General features: G+C 63.7%; 21 protein-coding genes. 15 read left to right on the plus strand and 6 right to left on the minus strand.

The window, feature by feature from the left end:
- Positions 1 to 455, minus strand: a 455-nt coding sequence (locus HP546_RS10000; RefSeq protein WP_172223813.1) for a DNA-3-methyladenine glycosylase, incomplete at its 3' end; no start/stop codon positions are given.
- A 230-nt stretch (positions 456 to 685) separates the two neighbouring features.
- On the opposite strand from HP546_RS10000, the gene HP546_RS10005 reads away from it, so the two are divergent.
- The 13 genes from HP546_RS10005 (at position 686) to HP546_RS10065 (ending at position 13,193) form a co-directional block, all read left to right on the plus strand.
- Positions 686 to 1,957, plus strand: a complete 1,272-nt coding sequence (locus HP546_RS10005) for a glutamate-5-semialdehyde dehydrogenase (protein WP_172223816.1) — start codon at positions 686 to 688, stop codon at positions 1,955 to 1,957.
- Position 1,958: 1 nt separating this feature from the next.
- On the plus strand, positions 1,959 to 2,618 hold the full coding sequence (gene nadD / locus HP546_RS10010; RefSeq protein WP_172223820.1) for a nicotinate-nucleotide adenylyltransferase: 660 nt from the start codon (positions 1,959 to 1,961) through the stop codon (positions 2,616 to 2,618).
- A 43-nt stretch (positions 2,619 to 2,661) separates the two neighbouring features.
- Positions 2,662 to 3,081: a ribosome silencing factor gene (gene rsfS / locus HP546_RS10015; protein ID WP_172223824.1), complete on the plus strand. Its 420-nt coding sequence runs from the start codon at positions 2,662 to 2,664 to the stop codon at positions 3,079 to 3,081.
- A 10-nt stretch (positions 3,082 to 3,091) separates the two neighbouring features.
- Positions 3,092 to 3,559 (plus strand): 23S rRNA (pseudouridine(1915)-N(3))-methyltransferase RlmH, encoded by a 468-nt coding sequence (rlmH, locus tag HP546_RS10020; RefSeq protein ID WP_003249722.1) that lies wholly within the window; start codon positions 3,092 to 3,094, stop codon positions 3,557 to 3,559.
- A 16-nt stretch (positions 3,560 to 3,575) separates the two neighbouring features.
- Positions 3,576 to 5,465, plus strand: a complete 1,890-nt coding sequence (gene mrdA / locus HP546_RS10025; protein ID WP_172223828.1) for a penicillin-binding protein 2 — start codon at positions 3,576 to 3,578, stop codon at positions 5,463 to 5,465.
- Between the two features lie 38 nt (positions 5,466 to 5,503).
- Entirely contained in the window at positions 5,504 to 6,607 is a 1,104-nt protein-coding gene (gene rodA, locus HP546_RS10030; RefSeq protein ID WP_056796665.1) for a rod shape-determining protein RodA, read from the plus strand.
- 17 nt (positions 6,608 to 6,624) lie between these two features.
- Entirely contained in the window at positions 6,625 to 7,635 is a 1,011-nt protein-coding gene (gene mltB, locus HP546_RS10035; RefSeq protein ID WP_172223832.1) for a lytic murein transglycosylase B, read from the plus strand.
- Positions 7,635 to 8,636, plus strand: coding sequence for a septal ring lytic transglycosylase RlpA family protein (locus HP546_RS10040; protein ID WP_172223835.1), 1,002 nt, complete (start codon positions 7,635 to 7,637; stop codon positions 8,634 to 8,636). Before mltB ends, HP546_RS10040 begins: the two co-directional genes overlap by 1 nt.
- Positions 8,637 to 8,968: 332 nt before the next feature.
- Positions 8,969 to 10,129 carry a D-alanyl-D-alanine carboxypeptidase family protein gene (locus HP546_RS10045; protein WP_172223839.1) on the plus strand — a complete coding sequence of 387 codons (1,161 nt, stop codon included), beginning with the start codon at positions 8,969 to 8,971 and terminating at the stop codon, positions 10,127 to 10,129.
- Between the two features lie 73 nt (positions 10,130 to 10,202).
- Positions 10,203 to 10,478, plus strand: a complete 276-nt coding sequence (locus HP546_RS10050) for a DUF493 domain-containing protein (protein ID WP_172223844.1) — start codon at positions 10,203 to 10,205, stop codon at positions 10,476 to 10,478.
- Positions 10,478 to 11,125 carry a lipoyl(octanoyl) transferase LipB gene (lipB, locus tag HP546_RS10055; RefSeq protein ID WP_172223847.1) on the plus strand — a complete coding sequence of 216 codons (648 nt, stop codon included), beginning with the start codon at positions 10,478 to 10,480 and terminating at the stop codon, positions 11,123 to 11,125. Before HP546_RS10050 ends, lipB begins: the two co-directional genes overlap by 1 nt.
- A gap of 2 nt (positions 11,126 to 11,127) precedes the next feature.
- The gene (gene lipA, locus HP546_RS10060; RefSeq protein ID WP_256676344.1) at positions 11,128 to 12,144 is read left to right on the plus strand and encodes a lipoyl synthase; all 1,017 of its coding nucleotides are present in this window, start codon (positions 11,128 to 11,130) and stop codon (positions 12,142 to 12,144) included.
- Positions 12,145 to 12,254: 110 nt separating this feature from the next.
- Positions 12,255 to 13,193 (plus strand): LD-carboxypeptidase, encoded by a 939-nt coding sequence (locus HP546_RS10065; RefSeq protein WP_172223851.1) that lies wholly within the window; start codon positions 12,255 to 12,257, stop codon positions 13,191 to 13,193.
- A gap of 158 nt (positions 13,194 to 13,351) precedes the next feature.
- Here HP546_RS10065 and HP546_RS10070 read toward each other — a convergent pair whose 3' ends face one another.
- From HP546_RS10070 to leuS, 5 genes are all read right to left on the minus strand, one after another.
- Positions 13,352 to 14,668, minus strand: coding sequence for a lytic murein transglycosylase (locus HP546_RS10070; RefSeq protein WP_172223854.1), 1,317 nt, complete (start codon positions 14,666 to 14,668; stop codon positions 13,352 to 13,354).
- Between the two features lie 60 nt (positions 14,669 to 14,728).
- Positions 14,729 to 14,893 carry an alternative ribosome rescue factor ArfA gene (gene arfA, locus HP546_RS10075; protein ID WP_012274368.1) on the minus strand — a complete coding sequence of 55 codons (165 nt, stop codon included), beginning with the start codon at positions 14,891 to 14,893 and terminating at the stop codon, positions 14,729 to 14,731.
- 192 nt (positions 14,894 to 15,085) lie between these two features.
- Positions 15,086 to 16,123: a DNA polymerase III subunit delta gene (holA, locus tag HP546_RS10080; RefSeq protein ID WP_172223859.1), complete on the minus strand. Its 1,038-nt coding sequence runs from the start codon at positions 16,121 to 16,123 to the stop codon at positions 15,086 to 15,088.
- Positions 16,124 to 16,162: 39 nt separating this feature from the next.
- Entirely contained in the window at positions 16,163 to 16,768 is a 606-nt protein-coding gene (gene lptE, locus HP546_RS10085; RefSeq protein WP_172223863.1) for an LPS assembly lipoprotein LptE, read from the minus strand.
- A 61-nt stretch (positions 16,769 to 16,829) separates the two neighbouring features.
- A complete protein-coding gene (gene leuS / locus HP546_RS10090) occupies positions 16,830 to 19,436 on the minus strand; it encodes a leucine--tRNA ligase (RefSeq protein ID WP_172223867.1) in 2,607 nt (868 codons plus the stop codon).
- A gap of 227 nt (positions 19,437 to 19,663) precedes the next feature.
- Here leuS and HP546_RS10095 point away from each other — a divergent pair, with 227 nt between their 5' ends.
- Positions 19,664 to 19,978, plus strand: coding sequence for a hypothetical protein (locus tag HP546_RS10095; RefSeq protein ID WP_172223871.1), 315 nt, complete (start codon positions 19,664 to 19,666; stop codon positions 19,976 to 19,978).
- A gap of 133 nt (positions 19,979 to 20,111) precedes the next feature.
- Entirely contained in the window at positions 20,112 to 20,873 is a 762-nt protein-coding gene (locus HP546_RS10100; RefSeq protein ID WP_172223876.1) for a YdcF family protein, read from the plus strand.
- Positions 20,874 to 21,015: the final 142 nt, after the last annotated feature.

Raw genomic sequence — 21,015 nt, forward strand, 5'->3', positions numbered from 1 at the left:
TGAGCATCCCAGGCCGGTACTTTAAGGCCCAGGGCTCGGCACAGCAGGGTCTGGCCGGCGCACAGGCGCTCCGCCGGGCGTATTTTGCCGCCTGCGTCGGGGTTGTTCAGTTGCATTTGCGCCAGGCTGTTCGGCCCGGACAGGGCGTCCTGCCAAGGATAGGCGGACTTGATCAGCACTGCGTTGCCCGGCCCGTGGGCGCTGAAGTTCAGTGAGTCGCCGCCGCGGGCGTAGTACATGTAGATGTGGCCACCGTCGAGGAACAGTGCCTTGCGCTTTTCGGTATAGCCGAGCGAGGCATGGCTGCCTTTGTCGGTAAGGTAGTAGGCCTCGGTCTCGATGATTCGCGCGGCCAGCCACAGGTTGCCATGGCGATGACGGATGACCTTGCCCAGCAGGGCCTTGGCCAGCGTTTGGGCGTCACGGTCGAAAAAGCTGTCGGGCAGGGCTGGCATGCTGGCATTTCGCGGCTGGGAAGGCGGGGATGATAGCAATGAATGGCTTAATCCAGGCTGAACCGGTGAGGGAGGTGATTGGTATCTGCATGTTTCGTTGTCGCAGTGGCCCAGGCGCAGGAAGGCTATGGCCGAACAGCCATTTTCTACCATCCGCCACCCACCGCTGGGCGTACACCTGCGCGGCAGTTATAATCAGCCGATTTCCCCTTCGCCAAGACACCGAACCCATGACTGAGTCCGTTCTTGACTATATGACCCGCCTGGGTCGCGCTGCCCGTGAAGCTTCCCGGGTGATCGGCCGTGCCAGCACCGCGCAGAAGAACCGCGCCCTGCAGGCCGCCGGCGATGCGCTTGATGCCGCGCGTGCCGAGCTTGCTGCCGCCAACGAGCTGGACCTGGCTGCCGGCCGCGCCAATGGCCTCGAGCCGGCGTTGCTCGACCGCCTGGCGCTGACCCCTGCGCGCATCGACGGCATGATCACCGGCCTGCGCCAGGTGGCCAGCCTGCCGGACCCGGTCGGCGCCATCCGCGACATGAGCTACCGCCCATCGGGTATTCAGGTCGGCAAGATGCGCGCGCCGCTGGGGGTGATCGGGATCATCTACGAGTCGCGCCCGAACGTGACCATCGATGCCGCCAGCTTGTGCCTGAAGTCGGGCAACGCGACCATCCTGCGTGGTGGCTCCGAAGCCATCCACTCCAACCGCGCCATCGCCACCTGCATCCAGCGTGGCCTGGCGGCTGCCGGCTTGCCGGCGGCGGTGGTGCAGGTAGTGGAGACCATCGACCGCGAAGCCGTGGGCGCGCTGATCAGCATGCCCGAGTTCGTCGATGTCATCGTGCCGCGTGGCGGCCGTGGCCTGATCGAGCGCATCAGTCGTGATGCCCGCGTGCCGGTGATCAAGCACCTCGATGGCATCTGCCACATCTATGTCAGCCCGCATGCCGACCTGGAAAAGGCCTGGAACGTGGCGTTCAACGCCAAGACCTACCGGTACGGCATCTGTGGCGCGATGGAAACCCTGCTGGTAGACCAGCAGGTGGCCGAACGCTTCCTGCCCGAAATGGCCCGTCGCTTCCTGGAGAAGGGCGTGGAGTTGCGCGGCTGCGAGCGCACCCGGGCGATCATCGACGCCAAGCCGGCGACCGAGGACGACTGGCACACCGAGTACCTGGACGCGATCCTGTCGGTGCGTGTGGTCGACGGCCTGGATCAGGCCATCGAGCACATCAACCATTACGGTTCGCACCACACCGATTCGATCATCAGCGAGCACCAGGGTGAGGCGCGCCAGTTCATGGCCGAGGTCGATTCTGCCTCGGTCATGCTCAACACCCCGACCTGCTTCGCCGATGGCTTCGAGTATGGCCTGGGCGCAGAAATCGGTATTTCCACCGACAAGCTGCACGCCCGCGGCCCGGTCGGCCTCGAAGGCCTGACCTGCGAAAAGTACGTGGTGATCGGCGACGGCCAGCTGCGCGGCCAGGGGTCCTGCTGAGTTGAGCAAGGCCCAGGCAGTCCGGCGCATCGGCATTCTAGGCGGCACCTTCGACCCTGTGCACATCGGCCACCTGCGCAGCGCGCTGGAAGTGGCCGAGTTCATGGGGCTCGACGAGTTGCGCCTGCTGCCCAACGCCCGGCCGCCACATCGCGACACCCCGCAGGTGGCTGCCGAGGATCGCCTGGCCATGGTTCGCGAAGCGGTGCAGGGCGTTGCTTGCCTGAGCGTCGACGCCCGTGAGCTGCAGCGCGACAAGCCTTCGTACACCATCGATACGCTGGAATCGATCCGCGCCGAACTGGGCGCCAGCGACCAGCTGTTCCTGGTGCTGGGCTGGGATGCCTTTTGTGGCTTGCCAGGCTGGCATCGCTGGGAAGAATTACTGCAACACTGTCACATCCTGGTGCTGCAACGCCCGGATGCCGACGTAGAACCCCCTGACGAGCTGCGCAACCTGCTGGCTGCGCGTTCGGAGAGCGATCCCGCCGCCATGTCCGGCCCGGCGGGAAATATTTCGTTCGTCTGGCAGACGCCGCTTGCGGTGTCGGCTACACAGATCCGACAGCTGCTGGCCAGCGGCAAGTCGGTGAGGTTCCTGGTGCCGGACGCCGTACTGGCCTACATCGAGGCGCACGAACTGTATCGTGCACCTAACTGACGGCGCCTCTGGCGCCTCATCCAACGAGTTGAACGAGTTTTATATGACCAAGCAGAAAATTTACGGCGAAGAACTGGTCGCAGTGACCAAGGCCGCGCTGGAAGACGTCAAGGCCCAGGACATCCAGGTCATCGACGTGCGCGAGAAGCACAGCCTGACCGATTACATGATCATTGCTACCGGTACCTCCAACCGCCAGATCAACGCGATGGCCGAAAAGGTTCGCGAAGCTGTCAAGGCCAAAGGCGCCCAGCCACTGGGTGAAGAAGGCAAGGGCGACAGCGATTGGGTACTGCTGGACCTGAACGATGTGATCGTGCACATGATGACTGCCGCTGCTCGCCAGTTCTACGACCTGGAGCGTCTGTGGCAGGGTGCCGAGCAAAGCCGTGCCGCCGATGGCAAGCACCACAACCCGGAGCATGCCCACGAGTACTCCGACAAGCTCAAAGACCGCGAATAAGGAAAGCGCTGTGCGTCTGCGCCTGATCGCGGTCGGCTCGCGCATGCCGAAGTGGGTCGAGGAAGGCTGGCATGAATATGCCAAGCGCCTGCCTGCCGAGCTGTCGCTGGAGCTGGTGGAAATCCCGCTGAACACCCGAGGCAAGAATGCCGACGTCGCCCGCCTGATCCGTCAGGAGGGCGAAGCCATGCTGAGCAAGGTTCAGCCTGGGGAACGCATTGTCACCCTCGAGGTCCATGGCAAGCCCTGGAGCACCGAGCAGCTGGCGACCGAGCTGGATCGCTGGCGCCTGGATGCGCGCACGGTGAATTTGATGGTGGGCGGCCCGGAAGGCCTGGCGCCTGAGGTTTGCGCGCGCGCCGAGCAACGCTGGTCGCTGTCGCCGCTGACCTTGCCGCACCCGTTGGTAAGGATACTCATCGGCGAGCAGATCTACCGCGCCTGGACCGTGTTGTCCGGGCACCCTTACCACAAATGAGCCTGTAAGCAGTCCGATGTCGCAGCCGATCCGTCTCAAGGACCACGAGAAAGACGCCCGCCTGGTGCGCAACCGCGTCGTGGTCGGCGCAGTGGCGGTCATGCTGCTTATATGCGTGCTGATTGCCCGGCTGTACTACCTGCAGATCATCCAGTACGACTACCACTCGACGCTGTCGGAGAACAACCGGGTGCATGTGCAGCCGATTCCGCCGACCCGTGGGCTGATCTTTGACCGCAACGGCGTCATTGTGGCCGACAACCGGCCCAGCTTCAGCCTGTCCATGACCCGCGAACGCGCAGGTAACTGGCAGGAAGTGCTGGACAACATCGTCGAAGTGCTGGAGCTGACGGCCGACGACCGTGCCTTGTTCGAGAAGCGCATGCGCCAGGGTCGCCGGCCGTTCGAGCCGGTGCCGATACTGTTCGAGCTCAGCGAAGAACAGATCGCCCGCGTCGCGGTCAACCAGTTCCGCCTGCCGGGCGTGGAAGTGGTGGCCCAGCTGGTGCGGCACTATCCGCAGGGCGCGCATTTCGCGCACTCGGTGGGTTATGTGGGGCGGATCAACGAGAAAGAGCTGAAAACCCTCGACCCGGTGAACTACAGCGGCACCCACCATATCGGCAAGACCGGCATCGAGCGCTTCTACGAACCCGATCTGCACGGCCAGGTAGGCTACGAAGAAGTCGAGACCAACGCCCGTGGCCGCGTGCTTCGGGTGCTCAAGCGTACCGACCCGAAGCCGGGCAAAGACATTGTGCTGAGCCTGGACATCAAGTTGCAGGAGGCCGCCGAAGCTGCCCTCGGTGGCCGCCGTGGCGCAATCGTAGCGCTGGATCCGCGTACCGGCGAGGTGCTGGCGATGGTCAGCCAGCCGAGCTTCGACCCCAACCTGTTCGTCACCGGTATCAGCTTCAAGGCCTATGCCGAGCTGCGCGACTCGATCGACCGGCCGCTGTTCAACCGCGTACTGCGTGGCTTGTATCCGCCGGGCTCGACCATCAAGCCGGCGGTGGCCATTGCCGGCCTGGACAGTGGTGTGGTCAATGCTGGCAGCCGAGTGTTCGACCCGGGTTACTACCAGTTGCCCAACTACGACCACAAGTACCGTAACTGGAACCGTTCCGGTGATGGCTGGGTCGACCTGGACACCGCAATCATGCGTTCCAACGACACCTATTTCTACGATCTTGCGCACAAGATGGGCATCGATCGGCTGTCCACCTACATGAACAAGTTCGGCATCGGCCAGCGGGTTTCCCTCGACATGTTCGAAGAATCCGCCGGGTTGATGCCATCGCGCGAATGGAAGCGGGCCACCCGCCGCCAGGCCTGGTTCCCCGGCGAAACCCTGATTCTCGGCATCGGCCAGGGCTACATGCAGGCAACGCCGCTGCAGCTGGCCCAGGCCACTGCGCTGATTGCCAACAAGGGCGTATGGAACCGCCCGCACCTGGCCAAGACCATCGAAGGCCAGCCGCCGGTGGACGACAACCCCATGGACAACATCGTGCTGCGTGACAAGTCCGACTGGGCCAAGGTCACCCATGGCATGGAGCAGGTGATGCACAATGCCCGTGGTACCGCGCGCAAGGCTGCGGCCGGCGCGCAGTACCGCATTGCCGGCAAGAGCGGCACCGCCCAGGTGGTGGCGATCAAGCAGGGCGAGAAGTACGACCGCAACAAGCTCCAGGAGCGCCATCGTGACCACGCCCTGTTCGTTGCTTTCGCCCCGGCCGAAGCCCCGAAGATCGTGGTCTCGGTGATGGTCGAGAACGGTGAGTCCGGCTCTGGTGTGGCCGCGCCCGTGGTACGCCAGATCATGGACGCCTGGTTGCTCGACGAAAATGGCCGGCTCAAGCCCGAGTTCGCGCCTGCCACCGTTACCCAGGAATCGGCCTTGTGATGAACAATTTCGATCGCATGCTCTCCAGTGAGGATGTGATGCGTCGGCGCGCCAGCTTTCTGCAGCGCATCCATATCGACGGCCCCTTGCTGGTCATTCTGCTGACCCTCGCGGCCGGCAGCCTGTTCGTGCTGTATTCGGCCAGTGGCAAGAACTGGGACTTGCTGCTCAAGCAGGCCACCTCGTTCGGCATCGGCCTGGTGTCGATGTTCGTGATCGCCCAGCTGGAGCCGCGTTTCATGGCCCGCTGGGTGCCACTGGCCTACCTGGCCGGGGTGCTGTTGCTGGTGGTGGTGGACGTGATGGGCCACAACGCCATGGGTGCCACGCGCTGGATCAACATACCCGGGGTGATCCGCTTCCAGCCCTCGGAATTCATGAAGATCATCATGCCGGCGACCATCGCCTGGTATCTGTCCAAGCGCACCTTGCCGCCGCATCTGAAGCACGTGGCGATCAGCCTGGTGCTGATCGGCGTGCCCTTCATCCTCATCGTACGCCAGCCCGACCTGGGCACGGCGCTGCTGATTCTCGCCTCCGGCGCCTTCGTGCTGTTCATGGGTGGCCTACGCTGGCGCTGGATCCTCAGCGTGCTGGCAGCTGCGGTACCGGTGGCGGTGGCGATGTGGTTCTTCGTCATGCACGACTACCAGAAACAGCGGGTGCTGACCTTCCTCGACCCGGAAAGCGATCCCTTGGGGACTGGCTGGAACATCATCCAGTCCAAGGCCGCGATTGGCTCCGGCGGAGTGTTTGGCAAGGGCTGGCTGCTCGGCACCCAGTCGCACCTGGACTTCCTGCCGGAAAGCCACACCGACTTCATCATCGCCGTGCTCGGCGAGGAATTCGGCCTGGTCGGGATCTGCCTGCTGCTGATCGTCTACCTGCTGCTGATCGGTCGCGGCCTGGTGATCACCGCGCAGGCGCAGACCCTGTTCGGCAAGCTGCTGGCGGGCAGCTTGACCATGACCTTTTTTGTATACGTGTTCGTCAATATCGGAATGGTCAGCGGCCTTCTGCCCGTGGTGGGCGTGCCGCTTCCCTTCATCAGCTATGGCGGAACTTCGTTGGTGACGCTGCTGTCAGCGTTTGGCGTTTTGATGTCGATCCATACGCACCGCAAATGGATCGCGCAGGTTTGAATAAGGTGAAGAATTTCATGCAAGCAGTGCGTAACTGGGCTGCCCGTTGTGCGCCATGGTTTGGCGCGGTGGGCCTGTTCGGCGCTGTACAGCTGGCCCATGCCGGTGATTACGAACGCTCGCCCCAGGTGGCCGAGTTCGTTGGCGAAATGAGCCGCGACCATGGTTTTGCCCCAGAGCAGCTGATGGGCGTGTTCCGTGAAGTGCAGCGCAAGCAGTCGATCCTCGACGCCATTTCGCGCCCGGCCGAACGGGTCAAGCCGTGGAAGGACTACCGGCCGATGTTCCTCACCGATGCGCGCATTGCCCGCGGGGTGGACTTCTGGCGCCAGCATGAGGCCGTGCTGGCGCGTGCCGAGCAGGAATACGGCGTGCCGGCGCAGTACATCGTCGCGATCATTGGCGTGGAAACCTTCTTTGGTCGCAATACCGGTAACTACCGGGTGATCGATGCCTTGTCGACCTTGGGCTTCGACTACCCGCCACGGGCCGAATTCTTCCGCAAGGAGCTGCGCGAGTTCCTGCTGCTGGCCCGTGAGGAGCAGCTCGACCCCTTGACGCTCAAAGGCTCCTACGCCGGCGCCATGGGCCTGCCGCAGTTCATGCCCAGCAGCTTTCGCAATTACGCGGTGGACTTCGACGGCGACGGCCACATCAATATCTGGAACAACCCGGACGACGCCATCGGCAGCGTGGCCAGTTACTTCAAGCGCCACGGCTGGGTAGCCGGCGAAGGTGTGGTCAGCCGCGCCTGGGTGGACGGCGAGCGCGCCGACCAAGGCCTGACCACCGGCATCGAGCCGGTCAAGACGGTAGGGGAGTTGCGCGGCCTTGGCTGGTCGGTTCATGATTCGCTGCGCGATGATCTGCCGGTTACCGCCTTCCGTCTCGAGGGCGACAATGGGCCCGAGTACTGGATGGGCCTGAAAAACTTCTACGCGATCACTCGCTACAACCGCAGCGTGATGTATGCCATGGCGGTGCATCAGCTTGCCGAACAGCTGGTCCAAGCACGGGGCGTCAAGTAATGCGCGCAATCATCTCTGCCAATTCCTTCAAGCTGCTCACCTGCCTCGCCGTTGGCGTGGTGCTGGCCAGCTGCTCTTCCAATCGTCCGGCCCAGCAAAGCAGTGGCAACGTCGTGCGCACCCAGCCAGGCCTGGATATCAACCGCGCGCACAAGGACGGCGCGCCGTGGTGGGACGTGGACGTCAACAAGATTCCCGACGCCACGCCAACTGTGCACACTGGCAACTACAAGGCCAACCCGTACACGGTGCTGGGCAAGACCTACTACCCGATGCAGGAGTCGCGCAACTACCGCGCCGAAGGCACCGCGTCGTGGTACGGCACCAAGTTCCACGGCCAGAACACCGCCAATGGTGAGCTGTATGACCTGTATGGCATGAGTGCGGCGCACAAGACCCTGCCGCTGCCGGCCTATGTGCGGGTGACCAACCTGGCCAACGGCCGCAGCGTGGTGCTGCGGGTGAATGACCGTGGCCCGTTCTATTCCGACCGCATCATCGACTTGTCTTACGCGGCGGCGAAAAAGCTCGGTTACGCCGAAATCGGCACCGCACACGTGCGCGTCGAGGGCATCGACCCGCAGCAATGGTGGGCCCAGCGTGGCCAGACGCCACCGATGGTGCTCAAAGAACCGCAAGTGGCGCAGAACCAGGCGCTGCCTGCCAGCACCGGGCGCGTCGAGCAATGGACCCCGCCACCGCAGCAGCACGCGGCGCCAGTGGTGCCGGTGCAGGTCGGCGGCAACAATGTGCCGGGCGGCAATGCCGGAAGCTTCCTGCAGGTCGGCGCCTTCGCCAACCCGGATGCTGCCGAGCTGCTGCGCTCCAAGCTCAGTACCATGGTCAGCGCCCCGGTGTTCATCAGTTCCATTGTGCGTAACCAGCAGACCCTGCACCGCGTGCGCCTGGGGCCGATCGGCAGCCAGGGCGAGATCCAGCAGGCGCAGGACAGCATTCGCCTGGCGAACCTTGGGCAGGCCAAGCTGGTCACAGCTGACTGACAGTGGGAGCGAGCGAGCCCGCGAAGCAGGCGATGCGGTGGATGGCACCGGCTGCGCCGGTGTTCGCGGGTGAACCCGCTCCCACAGGGTTTCACATGCCCCTGTGGAAGCCGGTTTACCCGCGAAGAAGACAACACCAAACTGTCGGTTTTGTCATGAATTGCCGGGCGCGGCCATGTACAATGACCGCTTTTGCCCGCAGCGACATAAAGCCGCATCTTGATGTACCACGGCGGCGGGCCAGGCCTACGGCCATAAAACTAGACTGACTGGCGCTGGGCACATGATCTTGCCCAGGGAACATCAGACCATTAGCGATTTTCGAGAGACGGATGAACATCACCAACCTTGCCAAACGACTTTGCCTGCCTGTACTGCTGATGATCACGCCTGCCGCCTTCGCGGCGGAGCAGATGACGCCGGCGCCACCGCAACTGGCAGCCAAGTCCTACGTACTCATGGACGCGTCCAGCGGCAACGTGCTGGTCGAGAACAACGGTGACGAGCGTCTGCCGCCAGCCAGCCTGACCAAGCTGATGACCGCCTACATCGCCACCCTGGACATCCGCCGCGGCCAGATCGGTGAAAACGACCCGGTAACCGTCAGCGAAAACGCCTGGCGTACCGGCGGTTCGCGCATGTTCATCAAGGTCGGTAGCCAGGTCACTGTCAGCGACCTGCTGCACGGCATCATCATCCAGTCCGGCAACGACGCCTCGGTGGCCCTGTCCGAGCACATCGCCGGCAGCGAAGATGCCTTCGCCGACATGATGAACAAAACGGCTGCCGACCTGGGTATGAGCAACAGCCACTTCATGAACCCGACCGGCCTGCCGAACCCGGAGCACTACTCGTCGGCCCATGATATGGCGACCCTGGCCCGTGCGATCATCAACGTCGACCCGGCCCACTACGCCATCTACTCGCAGAAAGAGTTCTTCTGGAACAACATCAAGCAGCCTAACCGCAACCTGCTGCTGTGGCGTGACAAGACCGTCGATGGCCTGAAAACCGGCCACACCGACGAAGCCGGCTACTGCATGGTGGCTTCGGCCGTTCGTGACGGCCAGCGCCTGATCGCCGTGGTGTTCGGTACCAACAGCGAGCAGTCGCGTGCTGCCGAGACCCAGAAGCTGCTGACCTACGGCTTCCGCTTCTTCGAAACCCAGACCTTCTACCAGAAGGGTACCGAACTGACCCAGGCACCGGTCTGGAAGGGCGCCACCGGCATTGTCAAGGCCGGCCTGGCCGAAGACCTGACCATGACCATGCCTAAAGGCCAATTGAAGCGCCTGCAGGCTTCGATGACCATGAACCCGCAGCTCACCGCGCCTATCGCCAAAGGTGACGTGATCGGCAAAGTGGAAGTCAAACTGGACGAGCAAGTGGTTCACAGCGCCGACCTGATCGCCCTCGATGGCGTCGAGGAAGGTGGTTTCTTCCGCCGTATGTGGGATAGCATCCGTCTATTCTTCTACGGGTTGTTCAACTGATACGTGACCTGCATGCCCCCGCGCGTTTCGCGGGGGCGTTGTTGTTGCCACGGCTTACGAGGCCGTTTCCGCCATGAGCGAACCAGACGTAAAGTCGCACAAGATCGAATTCCCCTGCGCCGATTACCCGATCAAGGTCATCGGCGATACCGTGGTCAATTTCAAGGACACGGTGATCGAGATTCTCAAGAAGTACGCCGAAGTCGACATGACCACGTTGGCCGAGCGTCAGAGCAAGGAAGGCAAGTACACCACGGTGCAGCTGCACATCGTTGCCACCAGCGAGGACCAGCTGCACGATATCAATAGCGCTTTGCGCGCTACCGGCATCGTGAAAATGGTGCTCTGATGTCCGCCTGCCTCGGTTTTCGCGAGCTTGGCCTGCAGCCCTACGAACCGGTGCTGGAAGCCATGCGTCGCTTCACCGAGCAGCGCACTCCGGACAGCCAGGATGAAGTCTGGCTGGTCGAGCACCCCGCAGTCTTCACCCAGGGCCAGGCTGGCAAGGCCGAGCACCTGCTGGTGCCGGGCGATATCCCGGTGGTGCAGACCGACCGCGGCGGCCAGGTGACCTACCATGGCCCCGGGCAGTTGGTAGCCTACCTGCTGCTGGATGTGCGCCGGCTGGGCTATGGGGTGCGCGAGCTGGTCAGCCGTATCGAGCTCACGCTCATCGACCTGCTCGGCAGTTACGCGGTCCAGGCCGCGGCCAAGCCCGATGCTCCGGGCGTCTATGTCGATGGAGCGAAAATCGCCTCCCTCGGCCTGCGAATTCGCAACGGCCGTTCGTTTCACGGCCTTGCCCTGAACGTGGACATGGACCTCGCGCCATTCCGCCGAATCAACCCCTGCGGCTATGCGGGGCTGGCCATGACCCAGCTGCGCGACCTGGCAGGTCCGATCGAACTCGACGAGGTCAGGACAAGGCTGCGCGGACAGCTGGTCAAGCACCTCGACTACGCTGAGCAGACGACCCTCACGGGCGGAATCGACTGAATATGACAACTGTGCAAGAAGCCGTGCCGAACCTGATACCCACCCAGGATGCTACCCCGCGCCCTGCGCCGAAGAAGGTGGAAGCTGGGGTAAAACTGCGTGGCGCCGACAAGGTCGCGCGCATCCCGGTAAAAATCATCCCAACCGACGAGCTGCCGAAAAAGCCCGACTGGATTCGCGTGCGCATCCCGGTTTCGCCCGAGGTAGACCGCATCAAGCAGCTGCTGCGCAAGCACAAGCTGCACAGCGTCTGCGAAGAGGCCTCCTGCCCGAACCTGGGCGAGTGCTTCTCGGGTGGTACCGCCACCTTCATGATCATGGGTGACATCTGCACCCGTCGTTGCCCGTTCTGTGACGTTGGCCACGGCCGACCGAAACCACTGGACGTCGACGAGCCGATGAACCTGGCGGTAGCGATTGCCGACCTGCGCCTGAAGTACGTGGTGATCACCTCGGTGGACCGCGACGATCTGCGTGACGGCGGTGCCCAGCACTTTGCCGACTGCATTCGTGAAATCCGCAAGCTGTCGCCTGGCGTGCAGCTGGAAACCCTGGTGCCGGACTACCGCGGCCGCATGGACGTTGCCCTGGAAATCACTGCGCAAGAGCCGCCGGATGTGTTCAACCACAACCTCGAGACCGTACCGCGTCTGTACAAGGCCGCGCGTCCGGGTTCGGACTACGACTGGTCGCTGGACCTGCTGCAGAAGTTCAAGCAGATGGTGCCGCACGTACCGACCAAATCGGGCCTGATGCTCGGCCTGGGCGAAACCGACGAAGAAGTGATCGAAGTGATGCACCGCATGCGCGAGCATGACATCGACATGCTCACCCTCGGCCAGTACCTGCAGCCGTCGCGCAGCCACTTGCCGGTGCAGCGCTTTGTGCACCCGGACACCTTCGCCTGGTTCGCCGAAGAAGGTTACAAGATGGGCTTCAAGAACGTCGCTTCCGGCCCGTTGGTGCGTTCTTCGTACCACGCCGACCAGCAGGCGCACGAGGCCAAGATCAAGCTCTGAGCCGGGCTTGATGCCAAAATGCCGATGTTTGCCGAAAGGGCAACATCGGCATTTTTGTTTGTGGGCTGCAAGCCATAAGCTACACGCGACAAGATGTCTGGAGCTGCATGATGAATTGTGTCGATAGCGTTCACGCACCATTGCCCAGGGCCATCCACAAGGATGCCTGCTTTGCGGTCATCGCGCCGGCGGGGCCGGCGCGCCTGGATACTCAGAAGGCCGGCGAGTGGTTTGCCGACCGTGGTTACCGCTGCCGTATCTACCCGGGGGCGAGCCAGGCCCAGGGCTACCTGGCGGGCAGCGACCAGCAGCGGCTGCAAGACTTGCACGACGCCTTCGCCGACCCTGCCATCGACGCCATCCTGTGCATGCGCGGCGGCTACGGCAGCATGCGGCTGCTGGACAAAATCGATTATGAGTTGATCCGTCGTCACCCCAAGCCGCTGATCGGTTACAGCGATATCACTGCGCTGCAGATGGCTATCTACCGGCGCACCGGGCTTGTCAGCTTTCATGGCGGGATGCTCAACGCCGATCTGCTGGGGGGGAAGTTACAGCCGACCGAGGCTTCGTTGCTGGCGCAACTGGGTGGACATCTAAGGGCAGGTGATCAGGTGGTGCACCCGCCCGCCTTCCCCTTGAGCAGCGTGTTGCCGGGCGCGGCCAGTGGGCCGCTGCTGGGGGGAAACCTGTCGATGCTGGGGGCGACCATGGGGACGGTTGCCGAGCTGGACACGCAGGGCTGCATACTGTTTATCGAGGACGTCAACGAGCCGCTGTACCGGGTGGACCGCCTGCTGACCCAGATGCGTCTCGCGGGCAAGCTGGACGGGTTGAGAGGGGTGCTGGTGGGGGATTTTGCCGGGATCACCACGGCGGCGCTGACGCCTTTGCTGGAGGATACTTTCGGGACACTGGGTGTACCGGTGCTGGCGGGGTGGCGCAGTGGGCATTGTGACCCGAATGTGTGCTTGCCGATGGGGGCCCGGGTGAGGCTGGACAGTGGTCAGCAAAGCTTGGTGTTGGAGCAGGACCTGTTCAGGGCCTGAGATTGTCGGGGCTGCGTTGCAGCCCATCGCCGGCAAGCCAGCTCCCACAGGTCCTGTGTTGCCTGTCAGGCCTATGATATCCCTGTGGGGGCTGGCTTGCCGGCGATGGGGCGCAGAGCGCCCCCGGCAATCTCACTGGCTACGCAGGCTCTCAAGCCTCACTGGCTACGCAGGCTCTCAAGCAGCTTATGGGTCGGATACCCGTCCGCCGGCCACCCCAACCCTTGCTGGGCGTTACGAATGGCCTTGCGGGTATTCGCCCCGATAATGCCATCTGCATTCCCCGCCTCATGCCCGCTGCTGTTCAGCAAGTTCTGCAGTTCCATGCGTTCGCTGCGGCTGAGCGGCAGGTCTTCTTTTGGCCAACTGCCGGCAATGAACCCCCAGCCGCTGAAGCGATCCCCCAACAGGCTTACCGCCAGCGCATAAGATGACGAGTTGTTGTACTTGAGGATGGCGCGGAAGTTGTCCAGCACCAGGAATGCCGGGCCACGTGCGCCCGCAGGCAGCAGCAGGGCGGCAGACAGCTGGTTGCTGTTTGCCGGCAGTTGGGTGCCTGCAGGCAGTTTCACACCCATCGCCAGCCACTCGCTTACCGGCTTGCGCAACGCGCCATCGGCCTGCCAGAAGTCGAAACCAGCCGGCACCTGTACCTCGAAGCCCCACGGCTGGCCTTGTTTCCAGCCCGAGCTCTGCAGGTAGTGCGCGGTAGAGGCCAGGGCATCTGGTGTGCTGTTCCAGATGTCGCGGCGGCCATCGCCGTCGAAGTCGACGGCATGGGTGTTGTAGGTGGTCGGAATGAACTGGGTCTGGCCCATGGCACCGGCCCACGAGCCACGCATGGCCTCTGGCTGGATGTCGCCGTGCTGGATGATCTGCAGGGCGGCAATCAGCTGGTCCTGGGCGAACTGCGGCCGACGGCCCTCATAGGCCAGGGTGGCCAGCGAGCGGATCACCGACTTGCTGCCCTGGAACTGGCCGAAATTGCTCTCCATGCCCCACACCGACACCAGCACCTGGCGGTCGACGCCATAGCGCTGCTCGAGGCGCGTCAGCAACTCGGCGTTCTGCTCCAGCAGCTTCTTGCCGTTGCGCACGCGCAGGGGCGACAGGGCGCCTTCCAGGTATTCCCATACCGGGCGGCTGAACTCAGGCTGGCTGCGGTCGGCCTTGATCACGTCCATGTCGGGCGTGACGCCTAGGAAGGCGCGGTCGAATGTGCTGGGTGAAATGCCGGCCTGCAGGGCCTGCTGGCGGAAGCCTGCCTGCCATTGGGCGAAGGTTTGCAGCGGCTGGATTTCAGTACTGGCGTCTGGCGTTGCGCCGGGCACGGTTACCACTGGCGCGGGTTGCGCAGGAGCCAGCGGCAGTGCGTCTGCTGCGGTGGGTTTTTCCGCGCAGGCAACGAGCAGAATGAAGCTGGAGGCCGCGATCAGCTGGCGGGTTTCCCAACGGGGGAGAAGACGGAAGAGCATGCACAGATCCAGAATTGCAGGTCAGGTGTCGACCATACCATGCCTGCGCTTGCGATGCTTTCATGCCGCCAAAAAGTAGGAAGCCTCCCAATCTCTCGATTGGAAGGCTTCGCGGCGGTAGCTGCCTTTGCCCTTGTCCGGTTGTTCCTGGCGGCAGCGGAACAGTGGCTGGGCGATGATCGACTTGGCCTTGTTAGGGCCGTGTTTTTTCGGCTTTTTGCTCATGGCGGGTTCCCGGCTGGTGGATTTCGGGCGGACTTTAGGCCTTCAGGCAGGTTGGGGCCAATTGATTGTGTATATGGCTGAGATCCTGGGGCCGCTTCGCGCCCCTTCGCGACACAAGGCCGCTCCTACAAGGAAATGCGATCTCCTGTAGGAGCGGCCTTGTGTCGCGAAAGGGGCGCGAAGCGGCCCCAGCTATTGCGAAGGAAGCACGAGCCTTTGCCCGGCCATCAACAGCGACAGCCGCGAAAGCCCGGTCCAAGGCGAGCCTTCGGCCTGCCCCTTGATCTGCGCATCGATACGCTGGGCGTCCTGCAGCAGCTGTGCCCAGCGCTGTGCGGACAGGCGTTGCAGGGCTTTGCTGACCAGCGGTCGACGTTTGTCCCAGACGGGCGGGCGGGCCTGGCTGAAGGCCTTGTCCAGCGGCACGCCTTGGCTGAATTGCTGGGCCAGGCCGGCCAGCTGGCGCAGTTCCCGGGCCAGGGCCCAGAGAATCACCGGCGGCTCCACGCCCTCACCGCGCAAGCCTTCGAGCATGCGCAGGGCATGCGCGGCTTCGCCATTGAGAATGGCGTCGACCAGGCCGAAGACATCGAAGCGGGCGCTGTCGGCGACGGCGGCCTGCACGGTTTCGACGGTGATCTGGTTGCCGTCTGCAAGCAGTTTGAGCTTTTCGATTTCCTGCGCCGCAGCCAGCAGGTTGCCTTCGACGCGTGCGGCGATCAGGTCGACGGCGTCACGCTGTGCCGTAAGGCCCGCCTGCTGCAGGCGCTGGTTGATCCACTGCGGCAGCTGCTGGGCATCCACCGGCCAGATCTGGATGAACTGGCACTGGGCGCCTTCAATCAGGGCCTTGCCCCATTTGGTCTTCTGCGCGCTGCCGTCGAGTTTGGGCAGGCTGACGAGCAGCAGCGTGTCCTCGGCGGGCTTGGCGCAGTATTCCATCAGGGCCGCCGCGCCCTTGTCACCGGGCTTGCCCGAGGGCAGGCGCAGTTCCAGCAGGCGGCGCTGGGCGAACAGGGACAGGCTGGCCCCGGCCTGGAGCAGCGTGCCCCAGTCGAAGTTGGCGTCGGCACTGAACACCTGGCGTTCGTCGAAGCCTTGCCGACGCGCGGCGTTGCGGATGGCGTCGGCGGCTTCCTGGCACAGCAGCGGGTCATCGCCGCTGACCACGTAGACCGGTGCCAGGGCGCCTTGCAGGTGCTTGTTGAGTTGGGCGGGGGCGAGCTTCATGGGAAAAAGGCAGGGCACCCTGGGGTGCCCCGCGCGGGCTTAGTTGCCCGGCAGTTCCAGTGGTGACTGCTGAGGCGTTTCGGCCTGCTGGCGGCGAGCAGCCTCCAGCGCGGCGGCCTCGGTCTGCGCACGTTCATCGGCCTTGCGCTGCAGTTCGTCCAGCTGCGAAGGGGTCAGCTGCTGCAGGCGGACAACCATGGCGTTGACCAGGTCGCGGCGCATTTCCTCGCGGGCGCGCTTGGCTTCCTGTTCGGAGCCGGTGATGTTCGAGCCGTCACGTACGTAGACCTTGCGCACTTCCAGCTTGTCGCTCATCAGTTCCAGGTTGTTCAGGCCCTGGATGCTGTAGTTGAGGGCTGTGGTCAGTTCGTATTCGGCGGTGCGGTTACCGCTGTTGTAGCTTGCCGAACGCTCGCGCTCCTGCTCGTCGGTCAGCACCAGGCGGTAGGGCGCGCCGGTGTGCACATTGACGCCACTACGTTGCAGCACCTGGCGCAGCTGGGTCACGGTATCCCCGTAGGCATTGCGCGCGCTGACGTCCATTTCCTTGATGCTCAGCTCGTTGGTACCGGTACCGCGCAGCTGGAAACCGCAGGCGCTGAGCATGATGGCCAGGCCCATCACCAGCAGATTGCGTTTGATCATGTTGTTGCTCCCTTGTGGGCCGATACCGCCCACCCGCATCGACTGCAGGTGGGCGTTGCCATCAGTTGGCGACGATGTTGACCAGTTTGCCCGGCACGACGATGACCTTGCGGATGGTCAGGCCATCGATGAAGCGCAGGACATTCTCGTTGCTGCGGGCGGCGGCTTCGATTTCTTCGCGGCTGGCGGCAGCAGGCATTTCGACCTGGCCACGCAGCTTGCCGTTGACCTGTACCACGAGGGTGACGGTGTCCTGTACCAGGGCGCCTTCGTCGACCGCAGGCCAGGTGGCATCGATGACAGCTTGCTGATGGCCCAGCGCATTCCACAGCTCGTGGGAAATGTGCGGGGTGATCGGCGCCAGCAGCAGGGTCACGGCCTCCAGGCCTTCGTGCAGCAGGGCACGGTCCTGCTCGGTGGCTTGCGGGGCCTTTTCCAGCACGTTCATCACGGTCATCACCTGGGCGATGGCGGTGTTGAACTTATGGTACTGACCCACATCGGTGCTGGCCTGCTTGATCGCCGCGTGGATGGCACGGCGGATGACCTTCTGCTCGTCGCTCAGGCTGGCGAGGTCCAGCTTGCCCGGCAGGCCCTGGTTGACGTGGGCCTGGGCCAGGCGCCAGACGCGACGCAGGAAGCGGCTTGCGCCTTCGACGCCGGAGTCGGACCATTCCAGGCTCATGTCGGGCGGCGAAGCGAACATCATGAACAGGCGGCAGGTGTCGGCACCGTAAGCCTCGATCATCGACTGCGGGTCGACGCCGTTGTTCTTCGACTTGGACATCTTCTCGGTGCCGCCGATTTCCACCGGCAGGCCGTCGGTCTTCAGCCGTGCGCCGATGATCTTGGCCTTGGCATCGCGTTCGAGTTCGACGTCGGCCGGGTTGAACCAGTCCTTGCCGCCGTTGCTGGCGACGCGGTAGTAGGTTTCGGCGACGACCATGCCCTGGGTCAGCAGGTTCTTGAACGGCTCGTTGGACGTGACCAGGCCTTCGTCGCGCATCAGCTTGTGGAAGAAGCGCGCGTACAGCAGGTGCAGGATCGCGTGTTCGATGCCGCCGATGTACTGGTCGACAGGCAGCCAGTGGTTGGCGGCTTTCGGGTCTACCAGGCCTTTGTCGTAGTTTGGCGAAGCGTAGCGGGCGAAGTACCAGGACGACTCGACGAAGGTGTCCATGGTGTCGGTTTCGCGCTTGGCCGCGGTGCCACATTTCGGGCAGCTGCATTCGTAGAATTCAGGCATGCGCGCCAGTGGCGAACCGGCGCCGTCCGGCACCACGTTTTCTGGCAGGGTAACCGGCAGCTGGTCTTCCGGCACCGGTACGTCGCCGCAGGACGGGCAGTGGATGATCGGGATCGGGCAGCCCCAGTAGCGCTGGCGGCTGATGCCCCAGTCGCGCAGGCGGAACTGGGTGCGCGACTTGCCCAGTTGCTTGCGGATGAGCGCGGCTTCGATGGCGTCGAAGGCGCCAGCGAAGTCCAGGCCGTCGAATTCGGCGGAGTTGATAAGCTGGCCGTGCTCGCCATAGGCGACCTGCCATTCGCTGCCCACTTCATCGCCAGCACTGGTGCGTACCACTGCCTTGACCGGCAGGTTGTACTTGTGGGCGAACTCGAAGTCGCGCTCGTCGTGGGCGGGTACCGCCATGACCGCGCCGTCACCGTAGTGCATCAGCACGTAGTTGGCGACCCACACCGGCAGCTTCTCGCCGGTCAACGGGTGCTCGACCAGCAGGGAAGTGGCCATGCCCTTCTTCTCCTGGGTGGCCATGTCGGCTTCGGCGACGCTGCCGCTCTTGCACTCGTCGATGAACGCCTGCAACGCCGGGTTGCCCTGCGCGGCCTGGGTGGCCAGCGGGTGTTCGGCGGCGACGGCGACGTAGGTGGCGCCCATCAGCGTGTCGGGACGGGTAGTGAAGACCTTGAGGGTGCCTTCGTGGCCGATGCTGGCCTGGTCGAACGGGAACTGCACTTCCATGCCGCGCGACTTGCCGATCCAGTTGCGCTGCATGGTCTTGACCTGCTCAGGCCAGCCCGGCAGCTCGTCGAGGCTTTCCAGCAGCTCGTCGGCGTAGTCGGTGATGCGGAAGTAGTACATCGGGATTTCGCGCTTCTCGATCAGCGCGCCCGAACGCCAGCCACGGCCGTCGATGACCTGTTCGTTGGCCAGTACGGTCTGGTCCGCCGGGTCCCAGTTCACGGTACCGTTCTTGCGGTAGATGATGCCTTTCTCGAACAGGCGGGTGAACAGCCACTGCTCCCAACGGTAGTAGTCGGGCTTGCAGGTGGTCACTTCACGTGCCCAGTCGATGGCCAGGCCCAGGCTCTGCAGCTGGGTCTTCATGTAGTCGATGTTTTCGTAGGTCCACTTGGCCGGGGCGACGTTGTTTTTCATCGCCGCGTTTTCCGCGGGCATGCCGAAAGCGTCCCAGCCCATCGGCTGAAGGACGTTCTTGCCCAGCATGCGCTGGTAGCGGGCAATCACGTCACCGATGGTGTAGTTGCGCACGTGGCCCATGTGTAGCTTGCCGCTCGGGTACGGGAACATCGATAGGCAATAGTAGGTGTCTTTGCCTGGCTGTTCGGTAACAGCGAACGATTGTTGCTCGTCCCAGAAGTTCTGGGCGGCGGCTTCGATATCACGGGGCGTGTATTGTTCGTGCATGGCTACTTTTGGCTGAGAGAGAAGAGACCTTGTTCCAGGCAGCGGAACCTCGCTGCGTCCGGCACTCCGGTGTCGTTTAGAGTGAACGCCGTAGCATACAGCAGCGCTGCGCATCGTGGGAAACCTTCGTTGCGAATGCCCGCTGGTCGCGGCACATCGCCGGTTTTTGCAGCGACGCTAAGCTCAGGTGTGGGGGGAGATATTCTTATCTTCAATGAGGTGAACGGATGGGAGAGACGCAGCTGACCGCAAGCAGACCGGAGCTTTACGAACGCCTGATCGACCGGCTTGGCCTGGCACTGGAAGTGGCCAGGACCTCGGTGCGATTGCGCGACGAGAAGCCAGCCGAACTGGAGCTGAGTGGCCTGAGCCACGCGGAGTTCGAAGTGATCAAGGCGTATCTGGATTCCCTTCCTGAGCGCCACGATGGCCCTGTCGGCAGTTACCCACAAGCGGAGCCGGCATCGGCAAAGATCATCTGGCTAAAGGACAAGAAACGCACCGCCAGCACGGCGAAATCCAGGACGCTGCCACATCGTTAGCCGTTCAGGTCGCCAGGCGCAGGCCATCGCGCCGGTTGTTCATCACTACACATCTTATGATCGGCACCGGCCACACCCTTGTTGACCGGTGTCGATCCTTCTAGGCTGCACGCCTGCCAAGGAGGTGTAGCCGATGCCAATCCGATTCTTCATCAAACAATGGTTGATGCCGCCGGGCATCCTGTTCCTGCTGCTGCTTGCGGCCTGGTGGCTGCGCGCGCGGCGGCCCCGGCTGGCGGCGCTGTGCTTTACCGTGGGGCTGGGCGGGCTGTGGCTGATGAGCCTGCCACTGGTGGTGCAGGAAACCGCTCGCAGGCTGGAAGCCGAGCCGCCGCTGCCGGTGGCTGACTGGGCGGGCCTGGCGAGCCGGGCGGATGCAATTGTGGTGCTGGGCGCGGGCCGTGAGCGCGGCGACCCGGCCTGGGGCGGCAGCGACCAGCCCACGGCCACCGCCCTGGAGCGCATGCGCTTTGCCGCGCAGCTGGCCAAGGCCTCGGGCTTGCCGGTGCTGACCAGTGGCGGGTTGCACTATGGCACCCCGCCGAGCGAGGCACGGCTGATGGCTGACCGGTTGCAGGCTGACTTCGGCGTGGCGGTGAAGTGGCAGGAAGAGGGTAGCCGCACTACTTGGGAAAACGCCCGGCTCACGGCGCAGGTACTGCAGCCGTTGGGCATTCGCCGGGTGGTGGTGGTGACCCAGGCCTGGCACATGCAGCGCTCGCGCTGGAGCTTCGAGCAGGCGGGGTTCGAGGTGGTACCGGCGCCGGTGGGTTTCCTTGGACGCGATCATGCCCGGCCGTTCGCCGGCTTGCTGCCCGAGAGCCGGGCGATGTGGCAGAGCGGGCAGTTGTTCAATGAAGTGGTGGGGCTGGTGGGGTACCGGTTGTTCTATTGAGCCTTGTGTTGCCTGTACCGGCCTCTTCGCGGGTGAACCCGCTCCCACAGAGACCGCACAAACCCATGGCCTGCGGTGTACCTGTGGGAGCGGGTTCACCCGCGAAGAGGCCGGTACAGGAAAACTCACACAGTCTTGGCAA

The organism is Pseudomonas sp. CM25 (assembly GCF_013179705.1).
Lineage (GTDB): Bacteria > Pseudomonadota > Gammaproteobacteria > Pseudomonadales > Pseudomonadaceae > Aquipseudomonas.

Coding starts and splice junctions, on each gene's coding strand:
- HP546_RS10005 (WP_172223816.1), top strand. CDS start 686: ATGACTGAGTCCGTTCTTGACTATATGACCCGCCTGGGTCGCGCTGCC.
- rsfS (WP_172223824.1), top strand. CDS start 2,662: ATGACCAAGCAGAAAATTTACGGCGAAGAACTGGTCGCAGTGACCAAG.
- mrdA (WP_172223828.1), top strand. CDS start 3,576: ATGTCGCAGCCGATCCGTCTCAAGGACCACGAGAAAGACGCCCGCCTG.
- rodA (WP_056796665.1), top strand. CDS start 5,504: ATGCGTCGGCGCGCCAGCTTTCTGCAGCGCATCCATATCGACGGCCCC.
- mltB (WP_172223832.1), top strand. CDS start 6,625: ATGCAAGCAGTGCGTAACTGGGCTGCCCGTTGTGCGCCATGGTTTGGC.
- HP546_RS10040 (WP_172223835.1), top strand. CDS start 7,635: ATGCGCGCAATCATCTCTGCCAATTCCTTCAAGCTGCTCACCTGCCTC.
- HP546_RS10045 (WP_172223839.1), top strand. CDS start 8,969: ATGAACATCACCAACCTTGCCAAACGACTTTGCCTGCCTGTACTGCTG.
- HP546_RS10050 (WP_172223844.1), top strand. CDS start 10,203: ATGAGCGAACCAGACGTAAAGTCGCACAAGATCGAATTCCCCTGCGCC.
- lipB (WP_172223847.1), top strand. CDS start 10,478: ATGTCCGCCTGCCTCGGTTTTCGCGAGCTTGGCCTGCAGCCCTACGAA.
- lipA (WP_256676344.1), top strand. CDS start 11,128: ATGACAACTGTGCAAGAAGCCGTGCCGAACCTGATACCCACCCAGGAT.
- HP546_RS10065 (WP_172223851.1), top strand. CDS start 12,255: ATGAATTGTGTCGATAGCGTTCACGCACCATTGCCCAGGGCCATCCAC.
- HP546_RS10070 (WP_172223854.1), bottom strand. CDS start 14,668: ATGCTCTTCCGTCTTCTCCCCCGTTGGGAAACCCGCCAGCTGATCGCG.
- arfA (WP_012274368.1), bottom strand. CDS start 14,893: ATGAGCAAAAAGCCGAAAAAACACGGCCCTAACAAGGCCAAGTCGATC.
- holA (WP_172223859.1), bottom strand. CDS start 16,123: ATGAAGCTCGCCCCCGCCCAACTCAACAAGCACCTGCAAGGCGCCCTG.
- lptE (WP_172223863.1), bottom strand. CDS start 16,768: ATGATCAAACGCAATCTGCTGGTGATGGGCCTGGCCATCATGCTCAGC.
- leuS (WP_172223867.1), bottom strand. CDS start 19,436: ATGCACGAACAATACACGCCCCGTGATATCGAAGCCGCCGCCCAGAAC.
- HP546_RS10095 (WP_172223871.1), top strand. CDS start 19,664: ATGGGAGAGACGCAGCTGACCGCAAGCAGACCGGAGCTTTACGAACGC.
- HP546_RS10100 (WP_172223876.1), top strand. CDS start 20,112: ATGCCAATCCGATTCTTCATCAAACAATGGTTGATGCCGCCGGGCATC.